Below are 19,838 nucleotides of genomic sequence, written 5' to 3'. Positions count from 1 at the left end.
GTGACATCAGACGTTGGCGTAGCCCATGCCCATCGCGGACCTGACCTCGCGCAGGGTGGCGTCGGCGATCGAGCGGGCGCGGGCGTTGCCCCTGCGCAGCACGTCGTCGACGAGACCCGGCTCCTGGGCGAGCTCGGCCCGGCGGGACCGATGCCCGGCGAGGAAGCCGTTGACGGCCTCGATCGCGAGGGTCTTGAGTCCGGAGGAGCCCGCCGTGCCGACCTCCTCCGCGACGCGCTCCGGGGTCGTGCCGAGGCATGCCGCGGCGGCTTGGAGCAGCCCCGACACTCCGGGGCGCCGCTCGGGGTCGAAGGTGATGAGGCGCTCCGAATCGGTCGGGGTGCGTCGGATCAGGGCAGCCGTCTCGTCCGCCGTCATCGACAGGGAGATCGCGTTCCCGTAGCTCTTCGACATCTTTCGTCCGTCGAGTCCCGGCAGCTCCGGCGTCTCCGTCACGAGCGCTTCGGGTTCGGGGAACACCGCGGCGTAGCGTTCGTTGAACCGCCGGGCGATGAGCCGGGTGATCTCCACGTGGGGGAGGTTGTCCTTCCCCACGGGCACGAGGGTGCCCTTGCAGAAGAGGATGTCGGCCGCCTGGTGCACGGGGTAGGTCAGCAGCAGTCCGTTCAGAGCCCTGCCGGATGCCGCGTGCTCGGCCTTCACGGTCGGGTTGCGGTGCAGCTCCGCCTCGCTGACCAGGCTGAGGAACGGCAGCAGGAGCTGGTTGAGCTCCGGCACGGCGGAGTGCGTGAAGATCGTCGTGCGCTCGGGGTCGAGCCCCGCGGCCAGGTAGTCGAGGATCGCCGAGCGGACGTTCGCGGCGACGCCGTCCGACGCGTCGCGGTCGGTGATCACCTGATAGTCGGCGAGGATCACGAAGGTCTCGACCCCGAGCTCCTGGAGCCGCACGCGCTCCCTGATCGTGCCGAAGTGATGGCCGAGGTGGAGGGCGCCGGTGGGGCGCTCTCCCGTGAGGATGCGGAAGCCGGACGGGTCGTCGGCGATGCGGCGCTCCAGGGAGGGCATGCGTGCGGCGGTCGCGGTGAAGGAATCCATGTGTGCTCCAGGTCGATGGGTGCACGAACGGACATCCGCGGGTCGCGGGCCGCCGTGCAGCCCGCGAGACATGCGTCAGAGGGCTGCTACCGCAGCCACCAGCTCACCGAGAGGAGAGAACGCATGCATCCATCCTACGGCGGGGGAATCACTGTGCAGACTGCTCAGCGATTCGAGGGAAGCACCCGCTCGGCTGCGCGCCCTGCGCAGGGAATGCTGCACCGTTTGCCCAGCGGGCGGCATCCGGTCTAGTGTTGCGCGACAGCGGCCGACGCCGGTCGCCTCCGATCTCAGCAAGGATGCTCTGACGATGTCCCTCCCCACCCGTCCAGGCCTCGAGGCCGTTCCCGCCTATCGTCAAGGCCGTTCGGCGCCGGCCGGCGCGTCCAAGCTCTCCTCGAACGAGTCTCCGCACCCGCCGCTCGCCTCGGTGGTGGCCGCCGTGCAGGATCGTCTCGGCACGATCAACCGCTATCCCGACATGAGCGCCGCCGCGCTGCGCGACGCCCTCGCGGCCAGGTACGACGTCGACGCCGCGCTCGTCACGGTGGGCGCGGGCTCGGTGGAGCTCGCCGCACAGCTCATCCACGCCGTCGCGGGCGAGGGCGACGAGGTGATGTTCGCGTGGCGATCGTTCGAGGCCTACCCCTCGCTCGTGCGCATCGCCGGGGCCGTTCCCGTGGCCGTGCCGCTGGACGCCGAGCACGCGCACGACCTCGACGCGATGCTCGCCGCGATCACCCCGCGCACCCGCGCGATCTTCGTGTGCAACCCCAACAACCCCACCGGCACCGTCGTGAGTGCGGCGGAGCTGGAGCGCTTCGTCGCCGCGGTGCCGCACGACATCCTCGTCGTGATCGACGAGGCGTACGTGCACTTCGACCGCACCGACAGCTACGGCGCCGGCATCGAGCTGTTCCGCCGGCATCCGCACGTCGCGGTGCTGCACACGTTCTCGAAGGCCTACGGGCTGGCCGGTCTCCGTGTCGGCTACGCGATCGCCCCGCGCGAGGTCGCCGACAATCAGCGCAAGGTCGCGGTGCCGTTCGGCGTCACCGACCTCGCGCAGGCGGCGGCCAGGGCGTCTCTGGATGCCGAGGACGAACTCGCCGTGCGCATCGAGGAGGTCGTCGCGCAGCGCGACCGCCTGAAGGCTCTCCTCGTGGATGCCGGGTGGCCGGCCGTCGCCTCTCAGGCGAACTTCGTGTGGGTGCCAGCGGGGGAGCGCACCGCGGAGCTGGAGGCGCTGCTCCACGAGGGCGGCGTGATCGCGCGCGCCTTCCCCGGCGAGGGCGTGCGCATCTCGTCCGGCAGCATCGACGACATCGACCGCGTGGCTGCCACGCTCGTTCGCAAGGAGGCGACCGTATGACCGAGGTGCCCACCACCACGACCACGACCAAGGGCCTGCATCCGGGACTCACCCGTCGGCAGATCTCCATGATGGGGCTCGGCGGCGCGATCGGCGCCGGCCTGTTCGTCGGATCCGGCCAGGCGATCAGCATCGCGGGTCCCGCCGTGCTCGTCTCCTACCTCGTCGCCGGCGGCATCGTCGTCCTCGTGATGGCGATGCTCGCCGAGATGGTCGCCGCCCGCCCCAGCTCCGGGGCGTTCAGCTCTTACGCGCAGAAGGCGATGGGCCGCAGCGCGGGCAGCGCCGTGGGGTGGCTGTACTGGATCCAGCTCGTCGTCGTGATCGCCGCCGAGGCGACGGGCGCCGGCGGCATCATCGCCCAGTGGGTGCCCGGCATCCCGGCCTGGGCCTGGGTGCTGGTCTTCGTCGTCGCCCTCACCGCCGTGAACCTGTTCGGCGTGCGCAACTACGGACGCTTCGAGTTCTGGTTCGCCGCGATCAAGGTCGCCGCGATCATCGCCTTCCTCGTGGTGGGCGTGTGCGCCATCATCGGGCTGATCCCCGGTGTCCCCGCGACGGGCGTCTCCCACATCGTCGACCACGGCGGCTTCGCTCCGAGCGGCATGACCGGCATCGCCGCCGCGCTGCTCATCGTGGTGTTCGCGTTCGGCGGCACCGAGGTCGTGGCCATCGCCGCGGCGGAATCCGACGACCCCTCTCGCAACATCCGCCGCATCGTCCGCGAGGTGCTCGTGCGCATCCTCATCTTCTACGTCGGCTCGATCTTCGTGATCGTCGCCGTGCTCCCATGGAACGACCCGGCGGTGAAGAAGGGACCGTTCTCCGCGGTGCTCGACACGCTGAACGTGCCCGGTGTGGGGCTTGTGATGGACCTCATCGTCGTCATCGCGCTGCTCTCGGCCATGAATGCGAACATCTACGGCGCCTCGCGCATGGCGTACTCGCTCGGCGAGCGCGGCCTCGCCCCCCTCGTCGCCACCCGCACGAGCGTCAAGGGCGTGCCCTACGTCGCCGTGCTCGCGTCGGTGGCGTTCGGCTTCGTGACCGTGGCGCTGAACTGGATCTACCCCGACGCCGTGCTGCCCGCGCTGCTCAACGTCGTCGGCTCGACGATCCTGGTCATCTGGACCGCGACGGCCGTGTCGCAGATCATCCTCCGCCGTCGCGCCGACCGCGACGGCGAGGCGATGCCGATGCGGATGTGGGGCTTCCCGTGGCTGTCGTGGCTGTGCCTGGTGCTGCTCGGCGTCGTCATCGCCCTCGCGATGATCGACGGGCGCGCTCGCGTGCAGCTGCTGCTCACGATCGGCCTCACCGCGGTGCTCCTCGTCGTCGCCCGCCTCACGCGCGGGGTCGCACGGCCCGGCGTGGTGCGGGAGTAGCCCGTGCGGATCGACCGTCTCGATGCGGCGCTGATCCGCCTGCTCACCGAGGAGCCGCAGCTGCCGATCCTCGAGTGCGCACGGCGGCTCGGCGTCGCCAGGGGCACCGCGACGAGCAGGCTCGCGCGTCTGCACGAGGGAGGTGTGATCCAGGCGATCGTGCCGCAGCTCGACCCCGCCGGCTTCGGCTACTCGGTCGTGGCGTTCTGCCTGGTGGAGATCGACCAGAAGGTCGGTCACGACGAGGTCGCGGTCGCCCTCGCCGACGCGGTGCCAGAGATCGTCGACATGCACACCGTCACCGGGGCGAGCGACATGCAGCTGCGCCTCGTCGCTCGGGACGCCGCCCAGCTGCAGGAGGTCCTCGACAGGGTGGCGCTGGTGCCGGGGGTGGCGCGGACAGCATCCTCGATCGCGATGCGCACCCACCTGTCCGGCCGCGTGCTCCCGCTCGTCGAGCACGTCGCCGAGGCGGAGAACGGCTAGATACCCGCGTTCGAGAACTCGCCGGTCAGCGTGCCGTCCAGATGCACGCCGTGCCCGCCGAACATGTCTGCGTCGTCGAACTCCAGCGAGAACGAGCCGTCGTCGTGCGCGACGTGGATCGAGATGAGTCGCAACCGGGCGGCGAACTCGGCGCCCGTCAGCCGCGCCTCCTCGCTCTCCGCCCAGCTCTCGTTGTACAGCGCCAGGAGCGCCTCGGCGGCGAACCCCGTGGCCGCCGACTGCCACTCCGAGGGCGCGGAGAGGAGCGCGGCGATCGTGCCGCACATCATCGTCATCCGCGCATCCGTCGACGAGACGATCGACACCTCGGCGTCGCGCCCCATCCACTCCCGTCGTGTCGAGTACCACCCCGTGGAGCGGTCCTCGGTCAGCGCGCCGAGATCGGCGGACAGGAAGGTCTTGGGCGTCCTCCGCGCCGCGAGGAACGACTCCAGCGCGGGGACGGACCTGGTGGGAAGAACCTCGACCAGGAGGAAGCGGCGCGGGTCGGCGAACGAGAATCCTCGCTCTTCGAGCTGGCGTCGCGCATCGGCCTCCTCGGGGGAGAGGTAGCCGTTGGAGCGCCGCACCCGCACGGTCAGGATGCTGTCTCCGGTGAGTCGCCCGCGCAGAGCAGCCAGGCCGTCGTCGTCGACGAGCTGTTCCAGTCGGCAGCTCTTGCTGATGAGGGGAGCGCCGGCGTCGATGTCCCCGTCGATCCAGGCCGCGATCTCGATCGACGCGGCCCACAGCTCGGCCGGTCCGGACGGGTGCTGTGCGCCGTGCTTCGAGGCCGAGACGCCGTTGGGGCCCGTGACGACGGTGATGTCCTCGGTGCTCCGCTCGAACTTCTGATCCTGCAGAGCGAGCTGGTGAGCCGCGTCCATCACACCCAGCCCGGCAGCCAGTTGTGCAGCAGCCAGAAGTCGTACGGCACGCTCATGCCGGTCCACACCGGGTAGAAGAACGCGGAGACGAGCAGCGCGAACGCCAGGAAGATCAGCACGGTGCGCTCGCCGGACTGCCTCCGATGCAGGGGATCCTCACGACGCCCCGCGATCACGCGCATCGTGACGGCGAGCCCGATCACCATGAACGGCATCATCGCGACCGTGTAGAACTGGAAGATCGTGCGCTCGGGGAACAGCAGCCACGGCACGTAGGTCGCGGCCAGCCCGATCAGCGGGTAGGTGAGCGCGGGGTCGAGCGGCTGCTTCGCGATCCAGCTGCGTACCAGACGGTAGAGCAGGTAGACGGATGCCGCCACCGCCGCGTACCAGATGAGCGGGTTCGGGATGCTGGAGATCACCGCGATGCAGTGGTCGGTGCCGCACCCGCTGGGTTCAGCGCCGACCCACACGGCGGTGGGACGCAGCAGGAGGGGCCACTCCCACGCGGGGCTCGCGTACGGGTGCCCGCTGGTGAGGCCGACATGGAAGTTCAGGATCGCCTGGTGATAGCGCCAGAGGGAGGCGAAGGGGTTCGGGTCGAGGTCGCGGTTGTAGCCGCCGGAGGTGACGAGCCAGCCCGTCCAGCTCGCGAGGTACACGGCGAACGCCGGGACCACCAGGAGCACGAACGACACGGGTCCCTGCTTGACGGCGGCGGCGGTCGGCCACAGCACGACTCCCGCCCGGCGCCGGGCGAGGGCATCCGTCACCACGACGTAGAGTCCGAAGGCCGCGAGGACGTACAGCCCCGACCACTTCACGGCGCACGCGGCGCCGAAGGCGAGCCCGGCGGCGATGAGCCATGGGCGTCGCCAGAGCACGCGCCCCCACATCGGATCGGGGGCGTCGTCGTCCCTGCGCTCCAGGAGGGGGATCGTGCGCTCCCTGTCGTACAGGATGAACAGGACGCCGAGCATGATGAAGAAGGTGAGGATGCCGTCGAGGAGGGCGATCCTCGAGAGCACGATGCTGAGCCCGTCGATCGCGAGCAGGCCGCTCGCGACCGACGCCACGACGACCGAGCCGGTGAGCCTGCGCGCGATGAGGTAGGTGAGCAGCACGGTCCCGGTGCCGAGGAGAGCGGTGGCGAGGCGCCAGCCGACGCTGTTGTCGGGTCCGCCGAGAGCCATGCCGAGAGCGATGAGCCACTTGCCCAGCGGCGGGTGGACGACGAACGCGCCCTTCGCGTCGAGCGGGAGCTGCTGCAGCGTGATGAAAGCTTCGTTCGCGTTCTCGCCCCACGTCCCCTCGTACCCCAGGGTCCACAGCGACCAGGCGTCCTTGACGTAGTAGGTCTCGTCGAAGGCCAGCTGATGGGGGTGCCCGAGGTTCACCAGTCGCAGCACACCGGCGAGCAGGGCGATGACCAGCGGCGCGAACCAGTGGATCATCCGCCCCCAGTCGGGGCTGCGCAGGATGCTGTCGCGCAGCTGTCCGTAGCGGGTGAGGCGCTCCTCGGGGGCGGGCAGCAGGGGCACGGGCGCGGTCACGGGTACAGCCTAGACAACGCGCATAGGCTGAGCGTGTGATCATCCTCGCCGCCACGCCCATCGGAAATCTCGGCGACGTCTCTCGCCGCCTCATCGAGGTGCTGGAGAACGCCGAGGTCGTGGTCGCGGAGGACACCCGCACGACCGGCCGCCTGCTGCAGGCGCTGCAGATCGCGAACCGCCCGCGGCTGATCGCCCTGCACGACCACAACGAGAAGCAGAAGGCCGGGGAGCTCGCGGCCCTCGCCCTCGAATCGGACGTCGTCGTGGTGAGCGATGCAGGGATGCCGGCGATCAGCGACCCCGGCTACGGTCTCGTCGCCGAGGCCGTCGCCCAGGGGGTCACGGTCACGGCGATCCCCGGCCCGAGCGCGGTGCTCATGGCGCTCGCGATCTCGGGCCTGCCGACCGACCGCTTCACCTTCGAGGGCTTCCTCCCTCGCAAGCCGGGGGAGAGGCGTTCGACGCTGCGCGCGCTCGCCGCAGAGCCGCGCACCATGGTGTTCTTCGAGTCCCCGTCCCGGCTCGCCTCGTCGCTGGCCGACATGGGCGCCGCCTTCGGAGACGACCGGCGGATCGCCGTGTGCCGCGAGCTGACCAAGTTCTACGAGGAGGTGCGCCGCGGCTCGGCATCCGAGCTCGCGGAGTGGGCCGCCGACGGAGTGAAGGGCGAGATCGTCGTCGTCGTCGAGGGCGCACCGCGCCGCGAGGCCTCGCCCGACGATGCGCTGGCGCAGGTGCAGTCGCTCGTGGCGTCGGGCGTCCGGCTGAAGGAGGCCGCGGCGGAGGTCGCCGGACTCACCGGCCTGTCCTCGCGCGATCTGTACCAGGCCGCGCTCGCCGCGAAGAAGCCGTGACGCCCTCCGCGGATGCCGCGGTCGGCGCCGCCTACGACGCGCGTGCGGACGAGTACATCGAGGTGGCCGGCACGCTCGCGCAGATGGATCAGCGCGACCGTGACACGATCGCGCAGTGGCGGGACACATGCTCCGGCCCGCTCCTCGACGCCGGATGCGGTCCGGGGCTGTGGGCGGAGTTCCTCGCCCGAGGGGGACGCGAGGTGCGCGGCATCGACCTGTCGGACGCGTTCATCGCCGCGGCTCGCGCCGCGCACCCGCAGCTGAGGTTCGACGTCGGCTCGTTCCGCGCGCTCCCCGTCGAGGACGGCTCGCTGGGCGGCATCCTCTCCTGGTACTCGCTGATCCACACCGATCCGGACGACGTCCCCGCCGTGCTCGCGGAGTTCGCCCGCGCGCTCGCGCCCGGAGGGGGCCTTCTGCTCGGCTTCTTCGACGGGCCGTCGCGGCAGGGTTTCGACCACCGTGTGGCGCCGGCCTGGTTCTGGACGCCGGCGACCATGAGCGAGCTGCTCGCGGATGCCGGATTCGAGGTGACACGCACCGAGGTCCGCGGGCGCGACGCGGCGGAGATCAGCGTGCGCCCGCATGCGGCGGTCGCGGCGGTCCGCTCTCCGTCGACGCGGCGAGAGCGTACGCTCTCTCCATGACGCGCAGGCGATCGGGGCTTCGGACGGGGGTGCTCGGCATCGTCGCCGTGCTGCTCGGCGCCGGCCTCGGCGAGCTCGTCGCCGCATTCTTCGCCGCGTCGGCCAGCCCGTTCGCCGCGGTCGGCGGCGCGCTGATCGACCTCGCCCCGGCCTGGGCGAAGGACACGGCGATCGCCCTGTTCGGCACGGGAGACAAGATCGCCCTGCTCACCGGGATCGCCATCGTCCTCGCGGCCGTCGCCTTCGGTGCGGGGATGCTGGAGCGACGGCGTCGCTCCGTCGGCGCGGCCGTCGTCGCGGCGATCGGCGTCGCCGGTGCGGTCATCGCCGTCATCCGCACCGACCTCGGCCTGCTGGCGGCGCTGCCCTCCCTCGTCGCGGGCGGCGCCGGAGCGATGACGCTGCGCGCGCTCGTGTCTCTCGGCGAGACCGAGCAGGAGAGCGCCCAGGACCAGGACCGGCGGCGGTTCCTCATCTGGACGGGAGCCGCGACGGCCGCGGGCCTCCTGGCCGTCGCGGCTTCGCGCATCGCGACGGGAGCGTCCAGGGCCGTCGAGGCCGTGCGCGCCGCCCTCGGACTGCCCGCGCCCGCGACGTCGGCGCCGGCCGTGCCCGCGACCGCGGAGCTCGGCATCCCCGGCCTGGCGCCGGTCGTCACGCCGAACGCCGAGTTCTACCGCATCGACACCGCGCTCGTCGTTCCCCAGGTCGACCCGAAGGACTGGTCGCTGCGGGTGCATGGGATGGTCGATCGGGAGGTCGTGCTCACGTGGGACGAGCTGATCGCCTCGCCGCTCACCGAGGCCGATGTGACGCTCGCGTGCGTCTCCAACACCGTCGGCGGCGATCTCATCGGCAACGCGCGGTGGCTCGGCCTCCCCGTGCGGGAGGTGCTCGCCCGCGCCGGGGTGGATGCGGATGCCGACATGGTCCTGTCCACGTCGATCGACGGCTTCACGGCGTCCACCCCGCTCGAAGCCCTCACCGACGATCGCGATGCGCTGCTCGCGATCGGGATGAACGGCGAACCGCTGCCCATACCGCACGGCTTTCCCGTGCGGCTCGTGGTGCCGGGGCTCTACGGCTACGTGTCGGCGACGAAGTGGGTCACCGAGCTCGAGGTCACCCGCTTCGACCGCGCGACGGCGTACTGGACGACCCGGGGGTGGTCGGAGCACGGGCCCATCAAGCTGCAGTCGCGCATCGACGTGCCGCGCGGCTCGGTCGACGCGGGCGACACGGTCATCGCCGGCATGGCCTGGCAGCAGCACGTCGGCGTCCGCGGCGTCGAGGTGCGCATCGACGGAGGATCGTGGCGGCCCGCGACGCTCGCGACGGCCATCTCCGACGACACCTGGGTGCAGTGGAGCCTCCCGTGGGCGGCCGAGAGCGGGCAGCACGACATCGAATGCCGGGCGGTCGGCGCCGACGGCGTCACGCAGACCGATGCGCTCGCGCCCCCTGCTCCGGACGGCGCCACGGGGTGGCACCGCATCTCGGTGACGGTGCGCTGACGCGGCGTAACGACCCTCGGCATCCCACCTAGAATTGTCCCCATGCCCGCAGGCGAATCGTTCTACATCACCACGCCCATCTACTACCCCTCCGATGTGCCTCACATCGGCCACGGGTACACGTCGGTGGCTGTCGACGCGCTCGCGCGCTGGCACCGCCAGGGCGGTGACGACACCTGGATGCTGACGGGCACCGACGAGCACGGGCAGAAGATGCTCCGCGCCGCGGCGGCGAACAACGTCACGCCGCAGGAGTGGGTCGACAAGCTCGTCACCGAGGCATGGTTCCCGCAGCTCGCGACCCTCGACGTCGCGAACGACGACTTCATCCGCACCACGCAGGCGCGGCATGAGGAGCGCGTGAAGAAGTTCGTTCAGGCCATCTACGACCGCGGGTACATCTACGCGGGCGAGTACGAGGCGCTGTACTGCGTGGGCTGCGAGGAGTTCAAGCCCGAGTCCGAGATCCTCGACGGCATCGGTCCGTTCGAGGGGCTGAAGGTCTGCGCGATCCACTCGAAGCCGCTGGAGCTGCTCCAGGAGAAGAACTACTTCTTCAAGCTCAGCGAGTTCCAGGACCGCCTGCTCGAGCTGTACAAGACGGAGCCCGACTTCGTGCGCCCCGAGTCGGCCCGCAACGAGGTCGTCTCGTTCGTGCGCCAGGGGCTCAAGGACCTGTCGATCTCGCGGTCCGCGTTCGACTGGGGCATCGAGGTCCCGTGGGACAGCTCCCACGTCATCTACGTGTGGGTCGACGCGCTGCTCAACTACGCCACCGCCGTCGGCTACGGCGAGGACGAGGAGACGTTCGCCCGCCGCTGGCCCGCGTACCACGTGGTCGGCAAGGACATCCTCCGCTTCCACGCCGTCATCTGGCCCGCGATGCTGATGGCCGCGGGGCTCGACGTGCCCAAGGGCGTGTTCGCGCACGGCTGGCTGCTCGTCGGCGGCGAGAAGATGTCCAAGTCGAAGCTCACCGGCATCGCGCCGACCGAGATCACCGACGTCTTCGGCTCCGACGCGTACCGCTTCTACTTCCTGTCGGCGATCGCGTTCGGGCAGGACGGCTCGTTCTCCTGGGAGGACCTGTCGGCCCGCTACCAGGCCGAGCTCGCCAACGGGTTCGGCAACCTGGCCTCGCGCACCACGGCGATGATCGAGAAGTACTTCGAGGGGATCGTGCCGCCCGCGGCCGAGTACACCGAGAAGGACCTGGAGATCCAGCGGATCGTCGCGGATGCCGCGTCGAACGCGGACGCCGCGATCGAGCAGTTCCGCATCGACGAGGCCATCAAGGAGATCTGGACCATCGTCGACGCGCTCAACGGCTACATCACCGAGAACGAGCCGTGGGCGCTGGCCCGCGACGAGGATCAGCGCGCCCGCCTCGGCACCGTGCTGTACACGTGCGCGGAGGGGCTGCGCGCCCTCGCCGTGCTGCTCTCGCCGGTGATGCCGAAGTCGACCGAGAAGCTGTGGATCGCGCTGGGCGCGGCCGAGACGCTCGGACGTCTGCAGGACCAGCCGATCCGCGAGGCCGGAGCCTGGGGCGTGCTGCGCCCAGGCACGAGCGTCAACGGTCTCGCACCGCTGTTCCCGCGGGTGGAGTCGACCGTCTGACCCATGGCTCACACCTACGTGCAGTCCCGGGCCGGCGACGGGCGCAAGGATCTGCGGTACCCCGCGGCTCCTGAGCCCCTCGCCGTCCCGGTGTACGACAACCACGCGCACCTGGAGATCCTCGACGGCGACGAGCCGCTCTCGTTGACGGAGCAGCTCGATCGGGCGCAGGCCGTCGGCATCGCCGGTGTCGTGCAGGCCTCGGGTGACATCGAGTCGTCACGGTGGGCCGTGGAGGCGGCGGCATCCGACCCCCGCGTCCTCGCGGCCGTGGCGATCCACCCCAACGACGCCCCCGTGTACGCGGAGCAGGGGCGCCTCGACGAGGCGATCGCGGTGATCGACGAGCTCGCGGCGCACCCCCGCACGCGTGCGATCGGCGAGACGGGGCTCGACTTCTTCCGCACGGAGCCCGACCGCAGGGATGCGCAGTTCGAGTCGTTCGAGGCGCACATCGCGCTCGCGAAGAAGCACGGCATCGCGATGCAGATCCACGATCGCGACGCGCACGACGCCGTGCTGGAGACGCTGGCGAGGGTCGGCGCGCCCGAGCGCACGGTCTTCCACTGCTTCTCCGGCGACGACGTCATGGCGAGGACCTGCGCGGATGCCGGCTACCACCTGTCGTTCGCCGGCAACGTGACCTTCAAGAACGCGCAGAACCTCCGCGATGCGCTCAAGGTGACCCCGATCGAGCGCATCCTCGTCGAGACGGACGCGCCGTTCCTCACCCCGACTCCGCTGCGCGGGCGCCCGAACGCGCCCTACCTCGTGCCGATCACGGTGCGCTTCATGGCCGCCGAGCTCGAGGTCGACGTCGACGAGCTGTGCGCGCAGCTGGCCGCCAACACGCTCCGCGTCTACGGCGCTTTCGCCTGAACGATGGCGGAGATGGGCCGCCACACGAACAGCAGCGTGAGGGCCGCTCCGGCGAAGGCGAACCACCACGGCGCGGTGAGACCCCACACCTCGGCGATCACTCCGCCGAGCGCCTGGCCGATCACCATGCCGCCGAACACCCCGACCATGTTGACCGAGGCCACCCGGCCCTGCAGAGCCGCGGGTACGAGCCGCTGCCGGACGGTCGTCGAGATCGTGCCCCACACGAACGCGTACGCGCCGAAGACGAACATGATGATCAGGGCGACCCAGCCCGCGGTGGTGAGGGCGAACGCGAGGTGCATGATCACCTCGAGCGACAGCACCACGCGCATGAGCGTCGCGAACGACACGTGGCGCTCCAGCCAGCCGAAGCTCACCGTGGCGAGCAGACCGCCGGCCGCCGACGCCGTCGTGAGGGCGCCGTAGCCCACGGGCCCCATGTGCAGGTGCTCGGTCGCGTAGAGCACCAGCACGCCCCACGGGGCGGCCCACGTGACGTTGAAGAGCAGGATGATCAGCACGAGCATCCGCACCGGGGGATTGCGCCACAGCCAGCGCACGCCCTCCGCGATGTCGGTGTGCACGGGGGCGTGGGTCTCGCGCGGCACCGGCGTCTTCGCCATGCGGGAGATGAGCACGACGGCGAACCCCACGCACACGACCTCCAGCAGGAACGGCCACGCCGTGCCCGCCGCGAAGAGGAACGCACCGAGGGGAGGGCCGGCGAACTGGTTCGCCACGAGGTATCCGGCCTGCAGCCGTGCGTTGCCGATCCCGAGGTCGGCCGGCTGCACCAACATGGGCAGCAGCGTGCTGCCCGCGGTGTCGACGAACACCTCGGCCGTGCCGTACAGGAACGCCACCGCGAGCACGACCCAGATGTTCGCGGTGCCCGTCACCAGGAAGACGCACAGGGCGAGCAGCACGACGGCTCTCGCCGCGTTGGCCATCATCACCAGGCGGCGGCGGTCGAAGCGGTCGGCGATGGCCCCCGCGTGCAGGCCGAAGACCAGCCACGGCAGGAACTGCAGGATGGCGCCGGCGGCGACGAGGATCGGCGAGGACGTCATCGACGCGATCAGCAGGGGAGCGGCGGCGAGAGCCACCCCGTCTCCGACGTTGCTCGTCCACGACGACGCCAGCAGCCACCGGAAGTCCCGACCCATGCGGCGGGGCGCGATCAGTTCACCGATGGAGGGCATCCCAGAAGACTACTGAGGGTAGGGGACAATGGGAGGATGACCGTCACCCTCCTCGGCGCCACCGAGATCCGCAGTCTTGCCGCCGAGCTCGACGTCACCCCCACCAAGAAGCTCGGACAGAACTTCGTCGTCGACGCCAACACCGTGCGCAAGATCGTGCACGCGGCCCGCGTGCAGCCGGGGGAGCGCGTCGTGGAGGTCGGCCCCGGCCTCGGGTCGCTGACCCTCGCGATCCTCGAGACGGGGGCATCCGTCACCGCCGTCGAGATCGATCACCGTCTCGCCGCCCGTCTCGCGCAGACGGCCGTCGAGCACGGGGTCGACCCCGAGCGGCTGACGGTGGTGGACGCGGATGCGCTGCGCATCACCGAACTGCCCGGCGAGCCGACGGTGCTGGTCGCGAACCTGCCCTACAACGTCTCGGTCCCCGTGCTGCTGCACTTCCTGGAGAACTTCGACTATCTGCAGCGCGGAGTGGTCATGGTCCAGGCCGAGGTCGCCGAGCGGATCGCGGCGAAGCCGGGCTCCAAGATCTACGGCGCCCCCAGTGTGAAGGCGGCCTGGTACGGCGAGTGGAAGCTCGCGGGCACCGTGTCGCGCCAGGTCTTCTGGCCCGTGCCGAACGTCGACAGCCTCCTGGTCGGGTTCGACCGCGCCGAGGGCGAGCGCGGCCCGATCGAGGAGAGGCGGCGCACCTTCGAGATCGTGGACGCGGCCTTCAACCAGCGTCGCAAGATGCTCCGCCAGGCGCTGTCCGGGCTCTTCGGCAGCTCCGCCGCGGCATCCGCCGTGCTCGTCTCCGCCGGCGTCGCCCCGACGGCGCGCGGCGAGGATCTTACGGTCGATGACTATCAGCGCATCGCTCAGCACGCCCTGTCCGCCGCGGAGGACTAATCTGGCACGGTGACAGAGTCTCCGCGCTTCCGACCCGACGTTCCCGAACTGCACCGCCCGTATGCGGCCGACGAGAGCCGCTATCAGCGGTTCGGCTACCGCCAGGTCGGCAGCTCCGGCCTGTACCTCCCGCCCATCTCGCTCGGCCTGTGGTGGAACTTCGGCGACAACATCCCGCTCGACAACCAGCGCGCGCTGCTGCGTCACGCGTTCGACAACGGCATCACGCACTTCGACCTCGCGAACAACTACGGCCCGCCCTACGGATCCGCGGAGAAGAACTTCGGCCGCATCTTCGCCGAGGACTTCCGTCCGTACCGCGATGAGCTCATCGTCTCGTCGAAGGCGGGATGGGACATGTGGCCCGGCCCCTACGGCGACTTCGCGAGCCGCAAGTACATCCTCGCGAGCGCCGAGCAGTCGCTGACGCGGATGGGGCTCGACTACGTCGACATCTTCTACTCGCACCGGGTCGACCCCGTGACGCCCATCGCCGAGACCGTCGGCGCGCTGGACACGCTCGTCCGTCAGGGCAAGGCGCTCTACGTCGGCATCTCCTCGTACAGCGCGGAGCGCACGGCGGAGGCCGTCGAGGTGGCGAGGGAACTCGGCACCCCGCTGGTCATCCACCAGCCGGCCTACTCGATCCTGAACCGCTGGGTCGAGGACGGCCTGACCGACACCCTCCGGGAGAGCGGGCTCGGCGCGATCGCCTTCACCCCGCTCGCGCAGGGGCTGCTCACCGACAAGTACCTCGGCGACGGCACGGCGAGCCGGGCGCAGAAGCGCGGTTCGCTGCCTGACGCCCCTCTCACCGAGGAGGCCGTGCAGACGCTCCGCGCGCTGAACGAGGTCGCGCGCGAGCGCGGCCAGTCGCTGGCCCAGCTCGCACTGCAGTGGACCCTGCGCGACCCGGTGGTGGCCTCGGCCCTCATCGGCGCCTCCCGTCCGGAGCAGCTCGACGAGAACATCGCCGCGGTGAACGGTCCCGAGCTGACCGTCGAGGAGCTGGCGCGCATCGACGAGCTGGCCGGCGCGATCGACGTGAACCTGTGGGCGAAGTCCTCGGAGCTCTGAGCGGGTCATGAGCATGGCATCGTCGTCGCCCCGCGTGCACGTGCGCGCACCGGGGAAGATCAACGTGTACCTCGGCGTCGGCGGACGGCATGACGACGGCTATCACGCGCTGGCGACGGTGTTCCAGGCGGTCTCCCTCTACGAGGACGTGATCGCGAGGCACGCGGACGACTTCTCCCTCGTCGTGCGCGGAGTGGAGGACCCGGATGCGGTGCCTCTCGACGACCGCAACCTCGCGATGAGGGCGGCGAAGCTGCTCGCGGCCGCCACTGGTTACGAGGGGGGCGTCGCGCTGGAGATCCGCAAGAGCGTCCCCGTCGCGGGCGGGATGGGCGGCGGCTCGGCGGATGCGGCGGCGGCGCTCGTCGCGTGCGATGCGCTGTGGGGCACGGGCTTCTCGCAGGCGCGCCTGCACGAGCTCGCGGCCCGGCTCGGCGCCGACGTGCCGTTCGCGCTGCACGGCGGCACGGCCGTCGGCACGGGGCGCGGCGATCAGCTGAATCCCGCGCTCGCGCGCGGACGCTTCGACTGGGTGCTCGTGACCAGCGAGGAGGGGCTGTCGACGCCGGTCGTGTACGGACGTCTGGACGCCCTCCGCGACGAGGAGGGCGCGCTCGCCGACGATCCTCCGCTGTCTCTCGACGTCCCTGTCGCGGTGCTGCAGGCGCTGAGGTCCGGCGACCCCGAGGCGCTCGCGGAGTGCCTCTTCAACGACCTGGAGACGGCGGCGCTCGACGTGCGCCCCGATCTGGAGCAGACGATCCTGGACGGCATCCGCGCAGGGGCGCTGCGGGGGATCGTGTCGGGCTCCGGCCCGACCATCGCGCTGCTGTGCGCGGATCCGGAGAGCGCGCAGCACGTCCAGGCCGCGCTGCGCGAGGCCGGGGTGGATGCGCTCCACGTGCACGGCCCGGTGCCCGGCGCCCGCATCATGGGCTGAGCCCGACCGCCGAGCCACGCCGGACCGGGAATATCCCCGGCTCTGCGGCCCACCCGTGCGACGGCGCCGAGGATACGGTGAGGAGAGGACGTCCTTCGGCGGTCAGGTGCCGTCATGACGGCGTTCCGGACGGGAGTCATGATGTCTGAAGCGATCATCGTCGGAGCGGTGGAGTCATCGGCGGGAGCCCATGCGATCGCCTGGGCCGCCCAGCGTGCAGCGGACCGGGAGCAGCACATCGTGCTGTACGGGATCGTCGGAGGCGCGGCAGGCGCCGTCGGCGCGTCGTCCGTGATCTCCGACGCGCTGCAGGAGACGGAGGAGTTCCTCCAGGGGCAGGCGGAGACGCTGCGCGCCCGCGGACTGTCGGTCGAGACGCGGACGGATGCCGGAGACCCGGTCGCGCTTCTCGTCGAGGCGTCGAGGTCGTCCGCTCTGCTCGTCATCGGCAGCGACTATCGCGGCCCCGGGACGGGTCCTGCGCGCGGGGTGCACGGCATCCGCATCGCCGCGGGAGCCCATTGCCCTGTCGTCGTCGTGCCGGACCACGACCTCGACGCCGTGGGACGGACCGGTGTCGTCGTGGGCGTCGACGGATCGCCCGTGTCGGAGGCCGCCGTCCGCTTCGCGGCGAGTGAGGCCGACCGGCTGGGCGAGCCGCTCATCGCGGTCACGACCTGGACTCCCGTCGCCGCGCCCCGGCACAGCGGCGCCTACCCCCACGGCTATCTGGAGTCGATGAACGCGATGGCCGAGGAGACGCTCGCCCTCGCGCTCGCCGGTCTCCGCCAGGACTATCCCGACCTTCGGATCGACGCCAGGACGCAGCGCGGATATCCGTCGGAGGTGATCAACGGCATCGCGGCGACGTCCCGGCTGGCCGTTCTCGGGTCGCACGGCCGGGGGCCGATCGCGAGGTTCCTGCTCGGCTCGATCAGCCATGAGGTGCTCGCGAGGCTCGCGACCGCGACCGCGATCGTCCGGTGACCGTGCTCTCCGTCGAAGCCGGACGTTCATCGGCGGTTCATGCGGACCCGTGATCGGTAGACGCCGGAGTCTCCTAGCGTGGCGGTACGCAAACCACCACAGGGAGTGATCATGGGATTGTTCAACCGCAAGTCGCCGCAGGACCGCCAGGAGGAGGCCATGCAGATGGCCGACGACATCGCGGCCGGGCGGGGGTTCATGGGCAAGATGACGAAGGCCTTCATGGGCAGCGAGTTCACCGACGCGATGAAGCAGGCGACGTCGTCGATCCATCAGGCGGAGCACGTGGCGGCCCTGCGGGCGGCCGGCGTGCCGACGCAGGAGGCGACCGTGCTCGGGATGCAGGACACCGGGCAGACGATCAACGACAACCCGAGCATCGTGCTGACGCTCCAGGTGGGGGCGCAGGCCGTGGCGATCCAGGCGCTGGTGTCGCGTCTGGAGATCCCGCGGGTGGGGGAGCACGTGCTGGTGCTTGCGGACCCGCAGTCCGGGGGGCTGCTGTACGCGGGGCTCGCTCCCCGCGGCTGAGGGGGCGCGTGTCGCGCCCTCTCGGGTTTCGGGTCCCCGGGAGGGCGCGAGCCTCCTTGCGGAGTGCTTCAGTCACGCTGCGTCCCCAGAACCCAGCAGACAGCCCCAGCTGCTCTTCGAGACTAACCCGATATTCCGATGTCCCCCAAATGGGGGACACGCTTTCGACCTGGGAGATCGCTGGGAGAAATATCGGACTATCGCTGAGAGCCTGCGTTCGCGTCGGCGGCGAGCAGCCGCAGCTGCACCATCGCGGAGAACCGCGCATCGGGGTCGGAGAGATCGAGACCGCTGATCTCCGACAGTCGACGAAGCCGGTAGCGGAAGGTGTTCGGGTGCGTGTAGACGCGCGCGGCGGCGACGCTCACATCGCCGAAGGCGTCGAGCCAGGCCCGAAGCGTCTCGACGAGACGCGTGCCGCGCTCCCTGTCCTGCTCGATCAGGAGAGCGACCGGACCGGTGGGGCGCTCCCCTCGTGCGCGCACGAGGTCGCCGAGCTCGACGAGCAGGGCCTCCATCTGCACCGCGGAGAAGAGCGCGACCGGCTCGCGCTGCGGTGACTGCCGCAGCACCCGCAGCGCGCGGTCGGCGTTCGCGCGCGATGAGGGGATGCCGGTGCTGTCGTCTGCGACGGTTCCGACGCCGACCCGGATCTCGCTGGTGGCCCCCAGTCGCCCGAGGAAATCGGCGGCGACCCTGGCGGCCCGGATGTCGGCGTCGCTGTGTCCAGGGCGTATGCCGACGACGGCATAGACGACGTTGCCGATCAGGGCGACCGCGGACCGGAGGTAGACCGCGCCCAGGTGCACCGCGAACGCGTCGGCGATGCGGTGGCGCTCGGCGATGCTGCGGGCGTCCGCCGAGGCATCCGCGCCGAGCTGATCCGACGCCGACAGGGCCAGCACGACGCAGCTGTGGTCGTTCAGCCGCAGCCGGGCGGTCGCGTCCGAGGCGCCGGGACCGCCCTCCAGGATGGTCGCGAGCAGGTCGGCCCGCAGGCGGCGCTCGACATCGGCGCCGGCCCGCAGACGCAGCATGTGCAGGGCGACGAGGCCGGCGGAGTCCTTCAGCGCCTGCACGCGATCGAACGACAGCGGCTCCTGCACGGCGGCCCAGATCGACCCGAGGATCTCGTCGCCCGCGCGCACCGCGAGGGCGACTCGCGGATACGAGGGGAGTCCCTCGGTGTTCTCGACGGGGCCGACGTCGATGGGGTCCTCGCTGCGGTAGAGCTCCTGGAAGACGCCGCGCTCCTCGAGCTGGCGCGAGAACCGCTCCGGCACCTGCCGCCCGAGCACGGTCTCGATGCGGGCCGGGTCCGCCTCGTCCTGTCGCCCGGAGAACGCGACGACGCGGGAGTTGCGGTCTTCGATCGTGACGGGGGCGTTCAGCAGCGTCGCGATCGCGTTGGCGAGCGCGAAGAGGTCGCCCGACGGCATCCCTCCGAGCGTCTGCGCCCCCTGGTCTCCGACGTCGCCCTCCGCGATGAGGGAGCGCAGCATGGCGGTCAGCTGTGCCCACGACGCGCCTCGCGTGAGCGCCAGCACGGGGATGCCGGTCTCCTCCGACGCGGCGGTGACCGAGGGCTCGGCCCTGACCGGGGCGCGCAGCACGAGCGCGGAAGCCTGCTGGGAGCCCAGGACCCTGAGCAGCTCGGCGATCTCCTCCGGATCGCTCAGCCCGACGCCGAGGACGAGGGCGCCGCGCATCGGCATCGCGTCGTCGAGCACGTCGTGGATGATGACCGTCTCGATCTCGACGTCGCTGTCGGCCGCGCCGCTCACCACCTCGAGCAGGGTGTTGCCGAGATCTTCGATCACACGGCCGAGGCTGGCGCGGGGTCGTGTCGTCACTGACATGAGCACGGACCCCACAGTAGGCGGCGTGCGGGGAGGGGGGACCTGTGGGGCACGACGAAAGAATACCGATGTTTCGTCGGGCCCCA

At 70.8% G+C, this 19,838-nt stretch carries 18 protein-coding genes; 13 read left to right on the top strand and 5 right to left on the bottom strand.

Going from position 1 to position 19,838, the window contains the following annotated elements; translation table 11 throughout:
- Positions 1-6: 6 nt before the first annotated feature.
- Positions 7-1,056, bottom strand: coding sequence for a tryptophan--tRNA ligase (gene trpS / locus ACFVRO_RS18300; protein WP_386955026.1), 1,050 nt, complete (start codon positions 1,054-1,056; stop codon positions 7-9).
- A 310-nt stretch (positions 1,057-1,366) separates the two neighbouring features.
- Between trpS and ACFVRO_RS18295 the strand changes: the two genes are divergently transcribed.
- The 3 genes from ACFVRO_RS18295 to ACFVRO_RS18285 are packed head-to-tail and all read left to right on the top strand — an operon-like array spanning position 1,367 to position 4,299.
- Positions 1,367-2,428 (top strand): histidinol-phosphate transaminase, encoded by a 1,062-nt coding sequence (locus ACFVRO_RS18295; protein WP_386955023.1) that lies wholly within the window; start codon positions 1,367-1,369, stop codon positions 2,426-2,428.
- On the top strand, positions 2,425-3,813 hold the full coding sequence (locus tag ACFVRO_RS18290; protein WP_386955020.1) for an amino acid permease: 1,389 nt from the start codon (positions 2,425-2,427) through the stop codon (positions 3,811-3,813). Before ACFVRO_RS18295 ends, ACFVRO_RS18290 begins: the two co-directional genes overlap by 4 nt.
- A gap of 3 nt (positions 3,814-3,816) precedes the next feature.
- Positions 3,817-4,299 (top strand): Lrp/AsnC family transcriptional regulator, encoded by a 483-nt coding sequence (locus ACFVRO_RS18285; RefSeq protein ID WP_386955017.1) that lies wholly within the window; start codon positions 3,817-3,819, stop codon positions 4,297-4,299.
- On the opposite strand, the gene ACFVRO_RS18280 is transcribed toward ACFVRO_RS18285, so the two are convergent.
- Positions 4,296-5,186 (bottom strand): DUF2262 domain-containing protein, encoded by an 891-nt coding sequence (locus tag ACFVRO_RS18280; RefSeq protein WP_386955014.1) that lies wholly within the window; start codon positions 5,184-5,186, stop codon positions 4,296-4,298. The two genes, ACFVRO_RS18285 and ACFVRO_RS18280, sit on opposite strands and share 4 nt — an antisense overlap.
- Positions 5,186-6,739 carry a dolichyl-phosphate-mannose--protein mannosyltransferase gene (locus ACFVRO_RS18275; protein ID WP_386955011.1) on the bottom strand — a complete coding sequence of 518 codons (1,554 nt, stop codon included), beginning with the start codon at positions 6,737-6,739 and terminating at the stop codon, positions 5,186-5,188. The genes ACFVRO_RS18280 and ACFVRO_RS18275 overlap by 1 nt, the downstream gene beginning before the upstream one ends.
- A gap of 35 nt (positions 6,740-6,774) precedes the next feature.
- Here ACFVRO_RS18275 and rsmI point away from each other — a divergent pair, with 35 nt between their 5' ends.
- The 5 genes from rsmI to ACFVRO_RS18250 are packed head-to-tail and all read left to right on the top strand — an operon-like array spanning position 6,775 to position 12,259.
- A complete protein-coding gene (gene rsmI, locus ACFVRO_RS18270) occupies positions 6,775-7,596 on the top strand; it encodes a 16S rRNA (cytidine(1402)-2'-O)-methyltransferase (protein WP_386955009.1) in 822 nt (273 codons plus the stop codon).
- Positions 7,593-8,246, top strand: a complete 654-nt coding sequence (locus ACFVRO_RS18265) for a class I SAM-dependent methyltransferase (RefSeq protein ID WP_386955006.1) — start codon at positions 7,593-7,595, stop codon at positions 8,244-8,246. Before rsmI ends, ACFVRO_RS18265 begins: the two co-directional genes overlap by 4 nt.
- On the top strand, positions 8,243-9,760 hold the full coding sequence (locus ACFVRO_RS18260; protein WP_386955004.1) for a molybdopterin-dependent oxidoreductase: 1,518 nt from the start codon (positions 8,243-8,245) through the stop codon (positions 9,758-9,760). The genes ACFVRO_RS18265 and ACFVRO_RS18260 overlap by 4 nt, the downstream gene beginning before the upstream one ends.
- 42 nt (positions 9,761-9,802) lie before the next feature.
- Entirely contained in the window at positions 9,803-11,380 is a 1,578-nt protein-coding gene (metG, locus tag ACFVRO_RS18255; RefSeq protein ID WP_386955001.1) for a methionine--tRNA ligase, read from the top strand.
- Positions 11,381-11,383: 3 nt separating this feature from the next.
- Positions 11,384-12,259, top strand: coding sequence for a TatD family hydrolase (locus tag ACFVRO_RS18250; protein ID WP_386954998.1), 876 nt, complete (start codon positions 11,384-11,386; stop codon positions 12,257-12,259).
- On the opposite strand, the gene ACFVRO_RS18245 is transcribed toward ACFVRO_RS18250, so the two are convergent.
- Positions 12,241-13,464 carry an MFS transporter gene (locus ACFVRO_RS18245; protein WP_386954995.1) on the bottom strand — a complete coding sequence of 408 codons (1,224 nt, stop codon included), beginning with the start codon at positions 13,462-13,464 and terminating at the stop codon, positions 12,241-12,243. The two genes, ACFVRO_RS18250 and ACFVRO_RS18245, sit on opposite strands and share 19 nt — an antisense overlap.
- Before the next feature lie 36 nt (positions 13,465-13,500).
- Between ACFVRO_RS18245 and rsmA the strand changes: the two genes are divergently transcribed.
- From rsmA to ACFVRO_RS18220, 5 genes are all read left to right on the top strand, one after another.
- Entirely contained in the window at positions 13,501-14,358 is an 858-nt protein-coding gene (gene rsmA, locus ACFVRO_RS18240) for a 16S rRNA (adenine(1518)-N(6)/adenine(1519)-N(6))-dimethyltransferase RsmA (protein ID WP_105672286.1), read from the top strand.
- Positions 14,359-14,367: 9 nt separating this feature from the next.
- The gene (mgrA, locus tag ACFVRO_RS18235) at positions 14,368-15,435 is read left to right on the top strand and encodes an L-glyceraldehyde 3-phosphate reductase (protein WP_386954992.1); all 1,068 of its coding nucleotides are present in this window, start codon (positions 14,368-14,370) and stop codon (positions 15,433-15,435) included.
- A gap of 7 nt (positions 15,436-15,442) precedes the next feature.
- Positions 15,443-16,375 carry a 4-(cytidine 5'-diphospho)-2-C-methyl-D-erythritol kinase gene (locus tag ACFVRO_RS18230; RefSeq protein WP_386954990.1) on the top strand — a complete coding sequence of 311 codons (933 nt, stop codon included), beginning with the start codon at positions 15,443-15,445 and terminating at the stop codon, positions 16,373-16,375.
- Between the two features lie 138 nt (positions 16,376-16,513).
- Complete coding sequence (locus ACFVRO_RS18225) at positions 16,514-17,362, top strand: universal stress protein (protein WP_386954986.1); 849 nt, start codon at positions 16,514-16,516, stop codon at positions 17,360-17,362.
- 111 nt (positions 17,363-17,473) lie between these two features.
- Positions 17,474-17,893 (top strand): hypothetical protein, encoded by a 420-nt coding sequence (locus tag ACFVRO_RS18220; protein ID WP_386954983.1) that lies wholly within the window; start codon positions 17,474-17,476, stop codon positions 17,891-17,893.
- A 197-nt stretch (positions 17,894-18,090) separates the two neighbouring features.
- Here ACFVRO_RS18220 and ACFVRO_RS18215 read toward each other — a convergent pair whose 3' ends face one another.
- A complete protein-coding gene (locus ACFVRO_RS18215) occupies positions 18,091-19,713 on the bottom strand; it encodes a helix-turn-helix domain-containing protein (RefSeq protein ID WP_386954980.1) in 1,623 nt (540 codons plus the stop codon).
- Between the last annotated feature and the right edge of the window lie 125 nt (positions 19,714-19,838).

Origin of the sequence: Microbacterium sp. NPDC057944 (genome assembly GCF_042887445.1) — a bacterium.
Lineage (GTDB): Bacteria > Actinomycetota > Actinomycetes > Actinomycetales > Microbacteriaceae > Microbacterium > Microbacterium natoriense.
The sequence above is the reverse complement of the archived record's forward strand: the minus strand, read 5'-3'. Positions and strand labels throughout refer to the sequence as shown.